We start from the raw sequence: 16733 nt of genomic DNA, 5'->3' as shown, positions 1-16733 counted from the left end.
GAGCAATGCACGACGCCGATCGGCAGCTTCGGCGGCAAGGCCGCCGTCGGGCGTAAATCGCTTTCCCGCACGGTAACGAACACGTGATCCCGGACACGAAGGGCCGCCAATCCGGCCTACTCGGGTAAGTTTAGAGATGTTGAAATCTGCAGACTTTCAGGGAGAACCCCGCCAATGGCCAAGATTATCTATACCCACACAGACGAAGCGCCGATGCTGGCTACCTACTCATTCCTGCCGATTGTGGAAGCGTATGCCTCGACCGCAGGTGTGGAGGTCGAGACCCGCGATATTTCGCTGGCAGGCCGCATCATCGCCGTTTTCGGCGATTTCCTGACTGAAGAGCAGCGCACGGGCAACGCCCTGGCTGAACTTGGCGAGCTGGCAAAGCAGCCGGAAGCCAACATCATCAAGCTGCCCAACATCAGCGCCTCCGTGCCGCAGCTCAAGGCTGCCATCGCCGAACTCCAGTCCCAGGGCTTCGCCCTCCCGGACTACCCGGACAACCCCTCCTCGGACACCGAGACGGACATCCGCTCGCGCTACGACAAAATCAAGGGCTCCGCCGTGAACCCGGTGCTGCGTGAAGGCAACTCAGACCGCCGCGCACCCCTGTCGGTGAAGAACTACGCCCGTCAGAACCCGCACTCCATGGGTGCCTGGTCTGCCGATTCCAAGACCAACGTTGCCACTATGGGTCAGAACGATTTCCGCTCCAATGAGAAATCCGTTGTGCTCAAGGCCGACGATTCCCTGACCATCCAGCTTGTCCGCGAAGACGGCACCACCAAGGTCCTCAAGAAGGACTTCCCCGTGCTGGCCGGTGAAGTTGTGGACGCCACCGTCCTGCGCGCAGACGCCCTGGACGAGTTCCTTAAGGCACAGGTTGCCCGTGCCAAGGAAGAGGGCATCCTCTTCTCCGCACACCTGAAGGCGACCATGATGAAGGTCTCGGACCCCATCATCTTCGGCCACGTGGTCAAGGCTTACTTCTCCGAGCTGTTCGACACCTATGGCAAGCAGCTCGCAGCCGCAGGCATCAGCCCGAACAACGGCCTGGCAGCCATCCTCAGCGGTCTTGACGACCTGCCGGAAGACGTCCGTGAAGGCGTCAAGGCAGCCATCACCAAGGGCCTCGAAGACGGTCCTGCATTGGCAATGGTGGACTCGGACAAGGGCATCACGAGCCTGCACGTTCCGTCGGACATCATCGTCGACGCCTCCATGCCGGCCATGATTCGTTCCTCCGGCCACATGTGGGGCCCGGACGGCAAGGAAGCCGACACCCTCGCCGTGATCCCGGACAGCTCCTACGCCGGCGTCTACCAGGTTGTCCTGGACGACTGCCGTGCCAACGGCGCGTTCGATCCCACTACCATGGGCACCGTTCCCAACGTGGGCCTCATGGCGCAGGCAGCCGAGGAGTATGGCAGCCACGACAAAACTTTCGAAGTCCAGGCAGCCGGCACCATGCAGCTGGTGGACAGCAAGGGCAATGTACTCACTGAGCACCAGGTTTCCCCTGGTGACATCTGGCGCGCATGCCAGACCAAGGATGTCCCGGTCCGCGACTGGGTCAAGCTTGCCGTCAACCGCGCCCGCGCTTCCCAGACCCCGACCGTTTTCTGGCTGGACAAGGGCCGCGCGCACGACGCCAACCTCATTGCCAAGGTCAACGAGTACCTCAAGGAACACGACACCGAGGGCCTGCAGATCGAGATCATGTCCCCGGAGGAGGCCATAGCCTTCACCCTGGAGCGCATCCGCAAGGGCGAGGACACCATCTCCGTTACCGGTAACGTCCTCCGCGACTACCTCACGGACCTGTTCCCGATCCTCGAGCTCGGCACCAGCGCCAAGATGCTTTCCATCGTTCCGTTGATCAACGGTGGTGGTCTCTTCGAGACCGGCGCAGGTGGGTCCGCTCCCAAGCACGTCCAGCAGCTGGTCAAGGAAAACCACCTTCGCTGGGACAGCCTTGGTGAGTTCCTCGCCCTGGCCGTCAGCTTCGAACACCTTGCTACCACCACTGGCAACGCCCGCGCCCAGGTCCTTGCAGACACGCTGGACCGCGCCACGGGTACGTTCCTGCTGGAAAACAAGTCCCCGCGCCGCAGCGTTGGTGAGCTGGACAACCGCGGAAGCCACTTCTACCTGGCCATGTACTGGGCACAGGAACTGGCCAAGCAGACCGAGGATGCAGGGCTTGCCAAGGACTTCGCTGCCATCGCTGATGCCCTGACCTCCAACGAGGAAGTCATCGTCGGCGAGCTGAACGCAGTCCAGGGTCCCGGCGTCGATCTGGGCGGCTACTACCGTCCGGACGCTGCCAAGGCCGCTGAAATCATGCGCCCGTCGGCTACGTTCAACAAGGTCGTCGCGACCCTGAGCTAGTCCCTCCTGGTTACAGACAGATAATGCCCCTGAGACGCGGTCTCGGGGGCATTATCTGTCTATGAATTTCTAACGGTCGGCCAGGAACCGCCGAGGCGCCACGCCGCCGTCGACGATGTCTTTCAGCACCCGGCCAATAGCCGGAGTGAACTTGAAACCGTGCCCGGAGAACCCGGCCCCCACCACCAACGGTCCAAAGCGGTCCAGCACAAAGTCCTCGGTGGGCGTGGTGGTGTAGGTGCAGCTGATGGGAACCGCGGTTGAAGGGTCGACGCCGGGAAGCCACTCCTGCGCGTATCTCACCAAGGCATCGAGCTGCTCGGGTATGGGCTGGAACGTGCGCTCGTCCGGGTCCATGACGGGGCCGACGCCATGCCATCCCGCCTTGACCCCTTCGCCCGGTGTGAGCATCCCGTAGACGGGGCTGTACCAGTATTCGTACGCGGGATCGTCCATGTCCGGGCTGTGGTTGAAGCTTGGCCAGACGAGCGTGTTGTCCACGGGGGTGAAGTGGGCGGGCTGCTCCTGGGTAACAACCAGCGGCGGTAGCTTCGCGTGTTCGCCGAGCAGCTTGTTCGTCCACGCGCCTGCGGTGACTACCACGCGGTTGGCTGTGTACTCGGTCTCGTCCGTCACGACGACCACGGTTTCGGCGCCGTCGATGCGGATGTCGTGGACCGGCGTCGAGTATTTGAAGATGGCGCCATGGGACTCGGCTGCCTTGCGAAGTGCCTCCAGCGCGTTGGCCGAACGGATACGTCCAGATCCGGGAACGAAAAGCACATCGGTGGCGAAGTTCATGCCTTGCCACCGGTCCATGGCCTCGTCGGCTGAGATGAAGTAGCTTTCGATGCCGCGTTCCTGATGAGCCGCTTGGACGGTCCGGAGCCGCTCGACGTTGCCGTGGTTCGCCAGTCCCACCAGGTCCAGCAGCGGTGCCCCGGTTTCTGCGGCCAGCTCATCCCACAGGTTCTTGGCTTCGGCGAGGAGGTCCAGGTAGTCGGCCTCGGCGTAGGCGGTGTTGAAGTTACGGGTGGCGCCGTGGGAGGCGCCAATGTGGTGACCGGCCTCGAACTGCTCCAACAGGACCACGGACTTACCGCTCCGGGCCAACTGCCACGCGGCGGCCGATCCCATTGCTCCTCCGCCAACAACTACGACGTCCACCATGCCAGCTCCATCCACCTTGGCCCACTATCAGGTTCCATTCTGCCCCCACTCACCCAAGTGGGTAGCAGTTCATGCCGTTTTGAGCCTTCAAAACGGCATCTTCTGCGACCCAGTTGGGTTGGCACTTGGTGGGAAGGCATGGAAGATTGGGACGGGTGAAATTCCTTCACCCGTCTCCCAAGTCCTCTGCCCGCGGCGTCACGATCCTGCGCGTGGTGTTTGGCGCCTTGATCATGGTGCACGGCATCCAAAAGTTCATGGCCGGGCACACCGCTTTTGCCGCGTCGGTTGCTGCCATGGGCGTCCAGAAGCCCGAGATCGTTGCTTGGCTGGTGATCGCAGGTGAGATTGGACTGGGCCTGCTCCTGGTCCTCGGCGCTTTGACCAGGGTAGCCGGCTTCCTCACGGCAATCATGTTTGCCGGCATCTGGTTCGTGACGGAAGCAGGCAAACCACTGCTCACGGACAAGTCCGGGGTCACCGCAGAACTCTTGATCGTCTACGTTGCCATTTCCGTGGCGTTTGTGTTCCTCGGTCCCGGCGCCTGGTCCCTGGACCGGAAGCTGGCCAGGCAGCCGGTGGGCCAGAGGCGTTAATACAGTCGGGTTAACTCCCGACGGCGAAGCTCACCGCGCGTCGTTCGGGTACCGGATCCCCAATTGGGACCGCACGCCGTCGAACAAGCGCATCACGTTCACCGAGTCCTCCAGCGGCATCACGGGGCTCTCCGTCAGGCCTTGTTGAATGCAGCGGGTCACCTCGCGGAGTTCGTAGGTGTAGCCCACGCCCACCACATCGAACCGTTCGTGTCGCGGCTCGTCCCAACCGACACGGATCAGCAGTTCCCGCGGGTTGTTCACGGAGCCCACCGTCTGCAGGTACCCGAGCCCGCCAGCTACCGTGGCGGTCCGCGGCCCGTGGGCCGTCAGGGACGACGTCAGCTGCGCTTGGGCGCCGCTGGCATAACCGAGCGTCAGCGCATTCTGGGTGTCCACGCCGTCCTCGTTCAACGTGCCGATCGCGGTAACGGACTGTGGGAAGCCCAGTGTTCCCAGGGCCCAAAGCAACGGGTAGACGGTGATGTCCAGAAGCGCGCCGCCACCATCATTGAGTGCCCAGATGCGGGCGGAGGGATCGTACGGCGCAGGGAATCCGAGGTCCGCGCTGACCCACTGGGTGTGTCCGATTTCCCCTGAAGCGGCAATGGAAAAGGCGCGCTGCATGCTGGGCAGGAACCGGCTCCAGACGGCCTCCATGAAGAAGACCTTGTGCTCGCGGGCCAAGTTCACCAGCTCGGTGGCTTCGCGAGCGTTGATGGTGAGGGCCTTCTCGCAGAGGACATGCTTGCCGGCCCGGAGTGCGGCTGCCGCAATCTGGAAGTGCTGGGCATGGGGTGTTGCCACGTAAACCACGTCCACGGCGGGATCGTCGAACAACCGCTGGTAGCCGGGGACACCGGCGTCGTTCCCGTAGGCCTTGGCGAAACCAAGGGTGTGCGCAAAAGCGTCCGCCGCTGCCTGGGTCCTGGAGCTCACCGCGTAGAGTTCTGCATCCTCCAGCAGGGAAAGGTCCTGGGAAACGCTGTTGGCGATGTTGCCCGTGGACACCACTCCCCAGCGCAAGCGGCGGCCGGTGGCAGCCCGGGGATCCTGGTTGGTCTGGCTGGACAGCCACGGTTTGGCGATAGGGAGCGTCATGACTGCCATCCTCTCATCCCCAAACAGTAAGCACTCTGTCGAGTCACGCGAATGCCCGGCACTGCCAAATTCCTCACCTAGGCTGAGGTAATCATCCCTCGCAGAGGTTCTGTGGGGAGTTACCGAAATGGAGCAGGGATGGGTATTTTTCGGCGCGTCATTTTGCCGGTTGCCTGGCTAGTGGTTTTCGCAGTAATTGCGGTGGCTTTGGTCAAGATCGCTTTCGTAGATGGCCTCAAGCCGTCTGATTCCGGGCCAGCGCCCTTGGCGCAAGTGGACATCCCGGTGGTCCCGGCCACCCGCGCAACTGTCACCAATACTGTGGAAATCAAGGGCACCGTCCAGAGCGATGCGGCCGAACCTGTCCGGAGCACGTCTGCGGGCAAGGTCATCAAGGTTTTTGTTGAACCGGGCGCCACGGTGGCGAAGGGCGATGCCCTGTTCCAGGTCAAAGCCGAGCGCGCCGTGACATCCACGCAGCCGTCCAAGGACGGAATGTCCTCGCAGCCGAAGCCTGTCTATGACTACTTCAACGTCCTTGCCCCCAGCGGCGGCACCTTGCAGTCCTTGACCACGCTGATCGACCAACAAGTGAGCGTCGGGGAAAGCGTCGGCAAGATCGATCCGGGCACCTACACAGTGGCCGGCTCGGTGACCGCGGCCCAGCAGTACCGCCTGCTCGGTAAGCCGGGCCCGGCGGAGATCGCTTTGGTGGGTGGACCGGCGCCGTTCCAGTGCACCGAGGTGACGCTGAAGAACAACGCTTCCGACGACGGCGGAGGCGGCTCGGGAGGATTGTCGTCCACAGGCGGAGGTGCTGGCATGGGCGTCGGCGGGGCAGTCGCAATCCCCGGCGGGGGCGGCGGCCAGTCGCAGAAAGGTGGCACGCCCACGGGAACGCTTAGCTGCGCAATCCCCGCTGGGCATGAAGTCTTTGCCGGACTTGGCGCGACCATGACCGTCAGCGCTGGCGTCGCCGCTGATGTGGTGACGGTTCCGCTGACCTCGGTGAAAGGAAGCGTGAAGGACGGCATCGTCTGGATATCGGGTCCGGCCGGGAGCGGCGCAGCTCCCGAGCAGCGGACGGTCCAGTTGGGCCTGAATGATGGTTCTGTGGTTGAGGTTGTTTCCGGGCTGTCCGAGGGCGAACAAGTCCTCGAGTTCGTGCCCGGCGCTCCAGCTGTCCCGGGTCCCATGATGGGGCCGGGACAGGCTGCCTACGCTCCGGCGGGCTGAAGCATGACAGAAACAGCTCAGCTAGCAGAGAGCAACAAGGAAACCCTCGTCAGTCTTCGGTCAGTCACCCGGTCGGTGACGCTGCCGGATGAGCAGCAACTGCATATCCTCCGCGGCATCGATCTTGAGGTCCAAAGTGGTGATCACACGGCCATTGTTGGGCGTTCAGGATGCGGAAAATCGACCCTGCTCAACCTCTTGGGGCTCCTGGATGTCCCCACCTCCGGTGAGCTGGAATTCCTCGGCAACCCTGCCGAGCGGCTGAGCAGCAACGCCCGTGCCCGCCTGCGTGGATCAACGGTTGGCTTCGTGTTCCAGCAATTTAACCTGTTGCCGGGCCGCAACGCTTTGGACAACGTCATCACGCCGCTCTTTTACGCCGAGGGCAGGGAATTTTGGCGCCGGCGTGAACTGGCCATGGACATGCTGGACCGCGTCGGCCTGGCAGCCCGGGCAAACACGATGCCAAACATGCTGTCCGGCGGTGAGCAGCAACGCGTTGCCATCGCACGCGCCCTGGTCCGCAGGCCACGGCTCATCCTTGCCGATGAACCAACGGGTGCCTTGGACGTGGAAACCGGGCAGGCTGTCATGGCCTTGCTGGACACCGTGGCCACGGAGACCGCGGCCGCACTGGTGACCATCACGCACGATACCAATGTGGCAGCCCTTGCCCGCGCCTGCTACCGCCTGGATGCCGGCGTGCTCAGCCCGCTGGCAGTTGCAGAAACAGCAGGAGTCAGCGCATGACCGGCTTCATGTCCACGATGGTGGAAGCCTGGCAGGAACTCCGGATCAACAAGGTCCGCATCCTCTTGGCCCTCCTTGGGGTCGCCCTTTCTGTGGCAGCGTTGACGTCGGTGGTAGGAATCGGGAGCCTGGTCCGTGAAGGAATCAAGGTGCAGTCCGAGCGCAACGGTGGCCGCGTAGCCACCCTGGCACTGAGCGTGAACGGCCCTTCCTCGCCTGATCCCGCGAAACTGGAGAAGGTCTACGAAGGCATCCAACAGCGCTTCGGCATCACCACGTCCACCCACGTTGGCAGGACCCAGGCGGGCTTCCAGTTTCCGCGTGGCGTAACCAACGTTGACGTGACCATCGTGGACATTGGATACGGCATCATCCACCGCGTACCGCTTACCCAGGGAACCTGGTTCGCGGCCGACGACGACCAACGGCTCGCACCCGCCGTCGTCGTCTCCGAAGCGTTCTATAACCAAGCCGGAATGCCCAACCTGACCACCAGCCCAACCGTTACCATCCCCGGTCAGCAGCCTGCCACTGCGGTGATTATCGGCGTCGTGCCCGATGCCTATCCGCAGCAACCGCCGGCTGCCTTCATCCTCACCGGCGGCGCGGCGATGACCGGAATGGAATCACAAATGTCCGAGTTCAAGGTGTGGGTGGGGGAGGACCAGGCCGATGCCGTGGCCGCCGCTATTTCCGCGGACCTCCAAGGTCAATTTCCCGGGTACTACGCGCAAGCAACCCGAATGGACTTCGCCGCCTACGGTGACCCGCTGGGACCGGCCCAGTGGATAGTTGGCGGAGTGGCCGGGCTGGTGCTCCTGCTCGGGGCAGTGGGAATGCTCAACATCTCCATGGTCACCGTGCGCTACCGGGTCCGGGAAATCGGCATCCGACGCAGTTTCGGCGCGACGTCCGGCCGCATCTTCTTCGGCGTCATGATGGAATCCGTCGTAGCCACCGCAGTTGCCGGCCTGGTGGGCGTCATGCTGGCTGTCGCAGTAGTGAAGAACCCCTGGATCGAGTCAAAGGTAGCGCCGGGCCTGACTGAATATCCGTCCTTCCCCGTGGACGCAGCGCTCCTGGGCTTTGGCGCAGCTGTCCTTGTGGGCGCACTCGCCGGAGCCATCCCGGCGCTCGTGGCGGTGCGCGTCAAGGTCATCGATGCAATCCGCTTTTGACCTCCTCCGTCAGCCGATCCTGCTGAAGCCGGAAGCAGCGTTCCGTTTTTTGCGCCAAGCTGCGATCGTGGGTGACTACCAGGATGGTGGTGTTGTGGTCGCGGCTCAGTGAGCTCAGCAGCTCGATGATGTGCTCGCCCGTCTGCTCATCCAGGTTTCCCGTGGGCTCATCGGCAAGGATCAGCTTGGGCTCGTTGGCCAGCGCCCTCGCGATCGCCACGCGCTGCTGCTCGCCACCGGAGAGGCGGTTGATCCGCCGGGACTGCTTCTCCGGATCCAACTGCACCTGCTCCAGCAATTCCTTGGCACGCTTCAGCCGCGCAGTCTTCCGGACCCCGGCGAACTCCATGGGCAGCATGACGTTGTCCACGGCGCTAAGGTTCGGGATCAGGTTGAACTGTTGGAACACGAAGCCGATATCGCGCCGGCGGTACTCCGTCAGCTTGCTGTCCGGCAGCCCGGCCAGGCTGACGCCATCCACGACGACGTCTCCGCTGGTTGGTTTGTCCAGCGCACCCAGGAGGGACAACAGTGTGCTTTTGCCGCTGCCACTCTTGCCAACGATCGAGGCCAGAGATCCTTTCTCCAGCTGGAAGCTGACACCGTTGACAGGCTTGATGGTCCTGTCGCCGGACTTGAACTGACGGACCAGGTCCTTGACTTCAATCACGGCTATTCTCCTCGGAGTACTTCGATGGGACGGATGCGGGCGGTCAGCAAGGCCGGGACCAACGCGCCGATGATGGCCACGGCGAAGACCGCGGCGATGCCTGCAGCAATGACGCCGGGGGAAGCGGTCGCCGTGACGGACGTGAGCAGTTGGGAGGCCCCACCGAAAGGACCGCCCTGGCCACCGGCGAAACCGCCACCGGCAAAACCGCCCGCGCGCTGGGTGGTTGGGGCCGCCGTCGTGCTGGTGTTTGAACTGATCAGCGCGGACGCGATACCACCGCTGGCGAGTGATGCAATAGCGGCTCCCACCACGCTGCCCAAGGCCACGAGTACCAGCGATTCAAGGACAAACTGCAGGCCGATAGTGCGGTTCCGGGCACCGATGGCCTTCAACACGCCAATTTCGCGGCGGCGTTCACGGACCAGCATCACCATGATGAGGAGGATGATGAGCCCGGCGGTAGCGAGTGCCGCAATGAACGCAACCAAGGAGATGTTCTTGACGCTGTCCAGCGAGCTGACCGCGGTTTCGAGGTTGCGTTGGCCCTGGGTGACGTCGGCCTTGCCGGCTCCCAAGGCGGACTGGACTGCTGTCTTGGTGCTGTCGACGTTTTCCATGCTGTTGACTGTGACGATCATCGTGGAGAGCTCGTCAGGAGTTCCCGCCAGGGTTTGGGCTTCCGGAAGGGTGACGTAGACGGCGTTGTTTCCGAAGGCGGTTCCGGCGTCGAAGATGCCAGCTACGGTGAACGTCTTGTCCTGGATGGTGAAGGTGGAACCCGCGGTGAGGTTGTTCTTTTGCGCCAGCGTCGTTCCCACCAGCGCCTTTGCCGCCGCCGTGGTGTAGTCGCCCAGGCCGGTGCCGCTGGTGATGTCCAAGGCCTTGCCAGCGCTGTCAACCTCGGCGCCGATGCCTGTGGCCGTAATGGGAAGGGCGCGAACTCGTTGGGTGGTGCCTGTACCTCCGGTGTTAGTGGTAGAGCCGTTACGGTTGCCAAGGGTGCCGGCGTCGATGGCTGCCGTGAGGTTTGTGGTGACGCTGGCCTGCTGCCCACCGGGACCGAAACCGCCCTGAGCGGCCTGCGTGGTGCTTGTTTCTGCGGTCGCCGTCTGCAAACGCAGAGCCTTGGTACCCACCACGGACGTCACGTTGGTGACCGCGGCTGCCGTTTGCGCTTGAGCGGCGGTGAGCGGCTCGCCGCCACCTTCGAAGCCCTGCCCACCAGCCGGATTCACTGTCAGGGTGGTGCCCACGGAAGCATTGAGCTCCTGGACCTTGGCACCCACGGCCTGGTTGGCCACAAGCATGGCCAATGCCAGGCCGATCGCTACGGCCAGCACAGCGACTACCGCGGCCGTTCTGATTTTGTTGCGGAAGGCATTGCCTACGCTTCGGGCAAGGACGCTCACGTTTCTCCTTTGGACCTGCTGAGTTCCGCAGACCGCTGGCTCGCGGGCTGCAGGTCCAACATTGCTGAGCGCTGCTGTGCGGAAAGCCTGCCGAAGCTATGCGTGGGCTGTGAAAGCAGTGGGCTCGTCAAGGAGCCAAAGAACCCGTGCCGGGCTCAGAATCCTGAGCCCGGCACGGGTTCTCCGTGCAGTCCCGGTGTCAGTGGGAGAAGTTTGCTGAGATCTCGGCGAGGGTGCGCCCCTTCGTCTCAGGCGCGAGCCATTGCGAGAGGACTGCGCCGAGTAATGCGACGGCGGCGGCTATGACCATGCTTGTGCCCAGGCCGATGTTGCTGATCGCCCATGGCAGGGCGAAGGTGCCGAGTGCGGCTCCGATGCGGCTGAAGGCCGCGGCGAAGCCCATGCCGATGCCGCGCAGGTGGCCGGGGAATACCTCGGCCGGATAGACCTGGGTCATCGTGGTGTAGCCGGCATTGAAGAAGGAGAAGGCGAGGAACAGTACGAGCACGATGATCGCTGGTGCGTCCGCCCAGACTCCGATGATCAGCAGGATGCCTGCGCAGAGCCACTGCCCGGGCACAGTGAGGATTCGGCGGCCGAGCTTGTCAATCAGAAGTACGGTGATGACAACACCCGCGGCTGCAAGTGCGGACAGGCCGACTCCACCGGTCCAGCCGCCGAAGCCGAATTGGTCGAGCACGTCGTCGGCGAAGGTCGCGATCGCGAAGTACGGAGTGACCGCGCAGAACCAAAAACCTGAGGTGAAGAGGGTGGCGCGCCAGTTCTGCTTCGAGAACAGCATTCCGAAGGAGGCGCCCTTGATTTTGGTCCTGCTCTGCGCGGCTTGGGCCTCCTGGAGCATCCTCAGATCGATCTCTCCGGTGATGCTGTCGTGCATTTGGGGCGATTCGACGTATCTGTGTGCGATCGCGAGTGCTTCCTTGTGCCGTCCCTTCGTAATGAGCCAGCTCGGCGATTCGGGGAGGCCCATGCGGGCGAGGAACAGGACCAATGCGAGTATCGTGCTCGTGCCGATGACGAGGCGCCATGGGGTGCCGGCGTCGTGCAGGAGCGTGCCGATGATGAAGGCCATCATGAAACCCACATACCAGGCGATCAGAGTCAGCCCGAGCAATCGCCCGCGCAGCTTCGGAGGGGAGAACTCTGATAGCAAGGGCCCACCGATTGAGTACTCGCCGCCGATCGCGACGCCCATGAGGAACCGGATGGCGGCCAGCTGGATCACGGCCCCGTCTCCGGAGGTTACGAAGAACTGGGCCGCTGAGGCGACCAGGAACAGGCCCATGTCCACGAGGAACATGGGCTTGCGTCCGAACTTGTCAGTAGCCCAGCCGGCCAGCGGGGAGCCGACGAAGATACCAACCAGCGGGCCCGCGGCGATCATGCCCAGAGATAGTGCGTCGAGCTGGAGCTCTGACCGCATGAGTCCGGTGACGGGGCCGATAATTCCGAGGATGTAACCGTCGAGGAACATCCCACCGATGAAGACAGCGACGAGCCGCACCATGAAGCGGCGTTTGAACTTGGAGCTGGTCTCTTTTGATATGGAGGTGTCGACGGAGTCCGTCGTCCTGGTCGGATGGATCATTGAGATTTGTTCCCTTCTGGCTTCAGCACAAACCGTTGACGGCACCAGAGCGCCGTTTCATGGATGCACGGACAGCCGCAGCCCTTAGCGACCGGTGGGCGATGCCGACTGGCTCGATGCCAGCCGATATGCCCGCGCAGGACTTGCGAGATGATTTCGGCGTCGTCATGTATCACTGCTGTTCGAGACGGATACGGCAAGGGCTTGGTTTTCGGCACCCTCGCGCCGATCCATCGAGTTCAAAACCTCGGGTAGGGGTCGGCAACGTGTGACATATGACTCATATATCAGAACTCTAAGGGGGTCGATCCGCCCCGGTCAAGAGTTGACAAGTTAATTCGTTGTATCCAGCCCCTCGGTAAACTCCGGGGCCTGCAGACATGGAAGCTTCGTGGAAAACGGTTCAGGCAAGCGAAAGCCCCGGCCCGCCGGCTGAATGCTGGCGGTCCGGGGCTTGCTGTTGCTTGCTGCTAAGAGGTGTTACTTGGTGATTGGTGTTACTTGGTGATCGGGCCGAGTACCGGATCGTCCACGTAAGCCGTCTTAACGTTCGCTGCCGTCACGATCTGCGGCGGGAGCAGGTAAGCCGGAACAGTCTTGACACCGTTCTTGTAAGAATCCTTGTCATTGATTTCCAGCTGCTTGCCGGCCTGCAGGTCCTTCACCATGGTGATGGCGTGCTCAACCAGCTTGCGGGTGTCCTTGTTGATGGTGGAGTACTGTTCGCCAGCCATGATCGACTTGACGGACTCAACCTCGGAGTCCTGGCCTGTGATGACCGGAATCGGCTTGCCGGCGGCCTTGACTGAGTTCAGGATGTAGCGTGCCAAGAGGTCATTCGGGGAAAGTACGCCGTCCAGCGAGGCCGAGGTGTAGCTGCCTGCCAAGAGGGTGTCCGCACGCCTCTGGGCGTTTTCGCCCTTCCACGCTTGGGTTACGGCCTGCTCGAACGCAGTCTGGCCCGAGAGGACTTTGAGCGTTCCGTCGTCGATCTTCGGCTTCAAGACGCTCATGGCGCCATCGAAGAAGACCTTGGCGTTGGCGTCATCCGGGGAACCCGCGAAGAGCTCGATGTTGTACGGACCGGAAGGCTTCTTGGCCTTCAACCCGTCCAGCAGGGCCTGGCCCTGCAGCACGCCGACCTTGAAGTTGTCGTACGCCACGTAGTAGTCCACGTTCTCCGTGTTCAGGAGCAGACGGTCATAAGCAATGACCGTGGCGCCGGAGTCCTTGGCCTGCTTGAGCTGCGTACCCAGCTGTGCGCCGTCGATTGCGCCAACGATGATGACCTTGGCACCCTTGGTGACCATGGCGCTGATCTGGTTCTGCTGCTCGGACACGCCGCCGTTGGCGAACTGGACGTCGGGCTTGAATCCGGCACCCTTGAGGCCGTCGTTGAACAGCTTCTCCGCGAGGACCCAGTTTTCACTGGTCTTCTGCGGAAGGGCGACGCCGATCATCGAGTCCTTGGGGAACGCTTCCCCGCCAGCAGTGCTGCTGCTTGAGCCGCTGTCAGAGCGGCCGCAGGCTGTCAGCGCCAGTGCCGCGATGGCAGCTACTGCTGCTGCCTTTCCTGCTTTACCAAACATTCGCATATCTTGGTTCACTTTCTGTGTGGTGGGGTGGAGCGAGTCAGGCGGAAACCGATCAGGCTTCCTTTGAGATGACCTCTTTGGTGGATGTGGTTTCATCCGGTTTTATGTCGTTGTTGCGCTGGAAATTCCTCATCAACAGGCCGGTGATGGAACGCTTGCCCTGGATCTTGTTGTAGACGTCGAAGGCAACAGCGATCAGCAGTACCAGGCCCTTGATGATCTGGGTGAGGTCGGCGCCTACGCCCAGGAGCTGGAGGCCGTTGTTCAGCACAGCCATCACCAGGCCACCAACGATCGAGCCGATCACGGTACCAACGCCGCCGGTAACTGCGGCGCCACCGATGAACACGGCTGCGATTGCGTCCAGTTCCCAACCGACGCCGTCAAAGGGACCGGAGGCGGTGGAGCGGCCAACGAAGATCATGCCGGCGAGGCCTGCAAGGACGGACATGTTGAGCATGACCATGAAGTTGACCTTCTTGGACTGCACACCGGACAGTTCTGCTGCGTGCCGGTTACCACCCACGGCGTAGACGTGACGGCCCAGGACCGTCTTGTCGGCGATGAAACCGTAGATCAGGACCAGCACGGCCAGGATCAAACCGGGGATGGGGAAGGAGGTTCCGGGGCGGCCGGTGGCGAACAGGTATGTGGCGTAGAGGATGGCACCACAGATCAGGACCAGCTTGGTGACCTCAACCCAGAGCTCGGGAACGTCGGCGCCGAGGGCCTTGTTGGTAGCCCGGGCCCGCAGGGACATGATGACAACGAACGCCGCGGCCAGGATGCCCAACAATAGGGTGAGGTTGTTGAAGCCCGTGTTCGGGCCGATTTCAGGCAGGTAGCCGGAACCCAGGTATTGGAAGTCGCTGGGGACAGGGATGGTGTTGGATTTGCCTACGAACTGGTTGAAACCACGGAACAGGAGCATGCCTGCCAGCGTCACGATGAAGGCGGGGATGCCAACATACGCTGTCCAGAATCCCTGCCAGGCCCCGATCACGGCACCGAGCACCAGCCCGAAGAGCACACCCATGTACCAGGGGATACCCCAGTCCCGGATGGCGAGGGCTACGGAAACACCCACAAATGCGGCCACGGAACCCACAGAGAGGTCAATATGGCCGGCAATAATAACCAGGACCATGCCGATGGCCAAGATCAGGATGTAGGAGTTGCCGTTGAACAGGTTGATCACGTTGCCAGGGGTCAGCGTCCGGCCCTCGGTGAAGATCTGGAAGAAGACGATAAGTGCCACCAGGGCGAAGATCATGCCGAACTGGCGGGTATTGCCACCAAATAGCTTCTTGAGCGCGTTCATTGTTTTGGTCCTTGTGTCAGGAAGGGGTGAGTCTGGGCCAACGGTCAGGCCGTCTTGCGGGCGGAGGTCATGAGTTTCATCAGGCTTTCCTGGCTGGCTTCGTTCTTGTCCAGGACACCGGTAATGGCGCCTTCAAAAATGGTGTAAATGCGGTCGGACAGGCCCAGGAGCTCGGGCAGCTCCGAGGAAATGACAATCACTCCCTTGCCCTGGTTCGCCAGCCTCTGGATGATGCCGTAGATCTCGTACTTGGCGCCCACATCGATTCCTCGGGTAGGTTCATCCAAAATCAGGAGATCCGGATCGGTGAACATCCATTTGGCCAGCACAACTTTCTGCTGGTTACCGCCGGAAAGCTTGGCCACGCCCTCCTCAACTGAGGGAGTCTTGGTGCGCAGGGATTTTCGGTATTCCTCGGCAACCGAGAACTCCTTGCGGTCGTCCACCACCGAGTACTTGCTGATCGCGCGGAGGTTTGCCGCAACCGTGGTGGTCTTGATGTCATCCAGCAGGTTCAGGCCAAGGGACTTCCGGTCTTCAGTCACGTAACCCAGGCCGGCATCGATGGCCGCGCGGACGCTGCGAAGGTTGACCGGCTTGCCGTCCTTGTAAACCTGTCCCTTGATGAAACGGCCGTAGGAGTGCCCGAAGAGTGAGCGGGCAAGTTCCGTGCGCCCGGCGCCCATAAGTCCAGCGAAGCCCACAATTTCACCACGCCGCACGAAGAAGTTGGAGCCCTTGCAGATCAGCCGGTCCTGGATCTGTGGGTGACCGACGGTCCAGTCCTTGACTTCGAAGAAGACCTCGCCGATCTTCGGTTCATGGTCCGGGAAACGGGACTCGAGTGTCCGGCCCACCATGCCTTTGATGATGCGGTCTTCGTCGACGCCATCCCGCTTGACGTTCAGCGTTTCGATCGACTTTCCGTCGCGGATGATGGTGATCTCATCGGCAATCTGTTCGATCTCGTTGAGCTTGTGGGAAATGATGATCGAGGTGATTCCCTTGCCCTTCAGGCCCAGGATCAGGTCCAGCAGGTGCTGGGAGTCCGATTCGTTCAGGGCTGCTGTGGGCTCGTCCAGGATCAGCAGGCGCACGGACTTGTTCAGCGCCTTGGCGATCTCCACAAGTTGCTGCTTGCCGACGCCGAGTTCCTTGATGGGAGTGTCGGGGTCCTCACGGAGGCCAACCCTGGCCAGCAGTTCGGTGGAGCGTTTCCGGGCCTCCGCCCAGTCGATCACACCCCATTTGGTTGGCTCGTTGCCGAGGAAGATGTTCTCCATGATGGACAGTTCCGGGATCAACGCCAGCTCCTGATGGATGATGACGATGCCCGCAGCTTCGCTTGCGCGGATGTCCTTGAATTGCTGCGTTTCGGCCATGTACACGATGTCGCCGGTGTAGCTGCCGTGCGGATACACCCCGGAAAGGACCTTCATCAGGGTGGATTTTCCAGCACCGTTCTCGCCACAGATGGCGTGGATTTCGCCGGCCTTTACCCGAAGGCTCACATTCGACAAAGCCTTCACGCCGGGAAATTCCTTCGTGATCGAACGCATCTCCAAGAGGATGGGTTCGTCTTGCGTGTCAGGGGTTGTCATTAGCCCTTACGCCTCCAATGCATGACTTCGTTGTCGCTCCCCAAACGGCGGAGCTGTCTGATGAAAAAGTAAACTGGATCACCTATCTTGTCGTCAAGAC

13 protein-coding genes are annotated in these 16733 nt (G+C 62.1%); 5 read left to right on the top strand and 8 right to left on the bottom strand.

From position 1 onward, the window contains the following. Positions 1 to 174 precede the first annotated feature (174 nt). Complete coding sequence (locus ABIE18_RS06165) at positions 175 to 2394, top strand: NADP-dependent isocitrate dehydrogenase (RefSeq protein WP_499721767.1); 2220 nt, start codon at positions 175 to 177, stop codon at positions 2392 to 2394. A gap of 69 nt (positions 2395 to 2463) precedes the next feature. Here the strand turns inward: ABIE18_RS06165 and ABIE18_RS06160 are convergent, their stop codons facing one another. After that, complete coding sequence (locus ABIE18_RS06160; protein WP_499721766.1) at positions 2464 to 3564, bottom strand: FAD-dependent oxidoreductase; 1101 nt, start codon at positions 3562 to 3564, stop codon at positions 2464 to 2466. Between the two features lie 155 nt (positions 3565 to 3719). On the opposite strand from ABIE18_RS06160, the gene ABIE18_RS06155 reads away from it, so the two are divergent. After that, on the top strand, positions 3720 to 4160 hold the full coding sequence (locus ABIE18_RS06155) for a DoxX family protein (RefSeq protein ID WP_499721765.1): 441 nt from the start codon (positions 3720 to 3722) through the stop codon (positions 4158 to 4160). A gap of 30 nt (positions 4161 to 4190) precedes the next feature. Here ABIE18_RS06155 and ABIE18_RS06150 read toward each other — a convergent pair whose 3' ends face one another. Next, a complete protein-coding gene (locus ABIE18_RS06150) occupies positions 4191 to 5261 on the bottom strand; it encodes a Gfo/Idh/MocA family protein (protein WP_499721764.1) in 1071 nt (356 codons plus the stop codon). 138 nt (positions 5262 to 5399) lie between these two features. Between ABIE18_RS06150 and ABIE18_RS06145 the strand changes: the two genes are divergently transcribed. From ABIE18_RS06145 to ABIE18_RS06135, 3 genes are read left to right on the top strand one after another with little or no spacing between them, the layout of a single operon-like run. Beyond that, positions 5400 to 6497: an efflux RND transporter periplasmic adaptor subunit gene (locus ABIE18_RS06145; RefSeq protein ID WP_499721763.1), complete on the top strand. Its 1098-nt coding sequence runs from the start codon at positions 5400 to 5402 to the stop codon at positions 6495 to 6497. A gap of 3 nt (positions 6498 to 6500) precedes the next feature. Next, positions 6501 to 7247 carry an ABC transporter ATP-binding protein gene (locus tag ABIE18_RS06140; RefSeq protein ID WP_499721762.1) on the top strand — a complete coding sequence of 249 codons (747 nt, stop codon included), beginning with the start codon at positions 6501 to 6503 and terminating at the stop codon, positions 7245 to 7247. After that, entirely contained in the window at positions 7244 to 8425 is a 1182-nt protein-coding gene (locus ABIE18_RS06135; protein WP_499721761.1) for an ABC transporter permease, read from the top strand. The genes ABIE18_RS06140 and ABIE18_RS06135 overlap by 4 nt, the downstream gene beginning before the upstream one ends. On the opposite strand, the gene ABIE18_RS06130 is transcribed toward ABIE18_RS06135, so the two are convergent. The 6 genes from ABIE18_RS06130 to mmsA all read right to left on the bottom strand — a co-directional run bounded on the left by ABIE18_RS06130 (position 8403) and on the right by mmsA (position 16633). Next, positions 8403 to 9095 carry an ABC transporter ATP-binding protein gene (locus tag ABIE18_RS06130; protein WP_499721759.1) on the bottom strand — a complete coding sequence of 231 codons (693 nt, stop codon included), beginning with the start codon at positions 9093 to 9095 and terminating at the stop codon, positions 8403 to 8405. The two genes, ABIE18_RS06135 and ABIE18_RS06130, sit on opposite strands and share 23 nt — an antisense overlap. Positions 9096 to 9097: 2 nt before the next feature. Beyond that, positions 9098 to 10507: an ABC transporter permease gene (locus ABIE18_RS06125; protein ID WP_499721758.1), complete on the bottom strand. Its 1410-nt coding sequence runs from the start codon at positions 10505 to 10507 to the stop codon at positions 9098 to 9100. A 199-nt stretch (positions 10508 to 10706) separates the two neighbouring features. After that, positions 10707 to 12116 (bottom strand): MFS transporter, encoded by a 1410-nt coding sequence (locus ABIE18_RS06120; protein ID WP_499721757.1) that lies wholly within the window; start codon positions 12114 to 12116, stop codon positions 10707 to 10709. A 497-nt stretch (positions 12117 to 12613) separates the two neighbouring features. Then, positions 12614 to 13711 carry a type 1 periplasmic-binding domain-containing protein gene (locus ABIE18_RS06115; RefSeq protein ID WP_498702174.1) on the bottom strand — a complete coding sequence of 366 codons (1098 nt, stop codon included), beginning with the start codon at positions 13709 to 13711 and terminating at the stop codon, positions 12614 to 12616. Positions 13712 to 13763: 52 nt separating this feature from the next. Continuing rightward, the gene (gene mmsB, locus ABIE18_RS06110) at positions 13764 to 15032 is read right to left on the bottom strand and encodes an ABC transporter permease family protein (RefSeq protein ID WP_498701921.1); all 1269 of its coding nucleotides are present in this window, start codon (positions 15030 to 15032) and stop codon (positions 13764 to 13766) included. A gap of 44 nt (positions 15033 to 15076) precedes the next feature. Further along, complete coding sequence (gene mmsA / locus ABIE18_RS06105; protein WP_499721756.1) at positions 15077 to 16633, bottom strand: multiple monosaccharide ABC transporter ATP-binding protein; 1557 nt, start codon at positions 16631 to 16633, stop codon at positions 15077 to 15079. Positions 16634 to 16733: the final 100 nt, after the last annotated feature.

The sequence above is a fragment of the Arthrobacter sp. 2762 genome (genome assembly GCF_040548745.1).
Taxonomy (GTDB): Bacteria; Actinomycetota; Actinomycetes; order Actinomycetales; family Micrococcaceae; genus Arthrobacter.
Note: the sequence above shows the minus strand (reverse complement) of the source record. Positions and strands in the feature narration are given on the sequence as shown.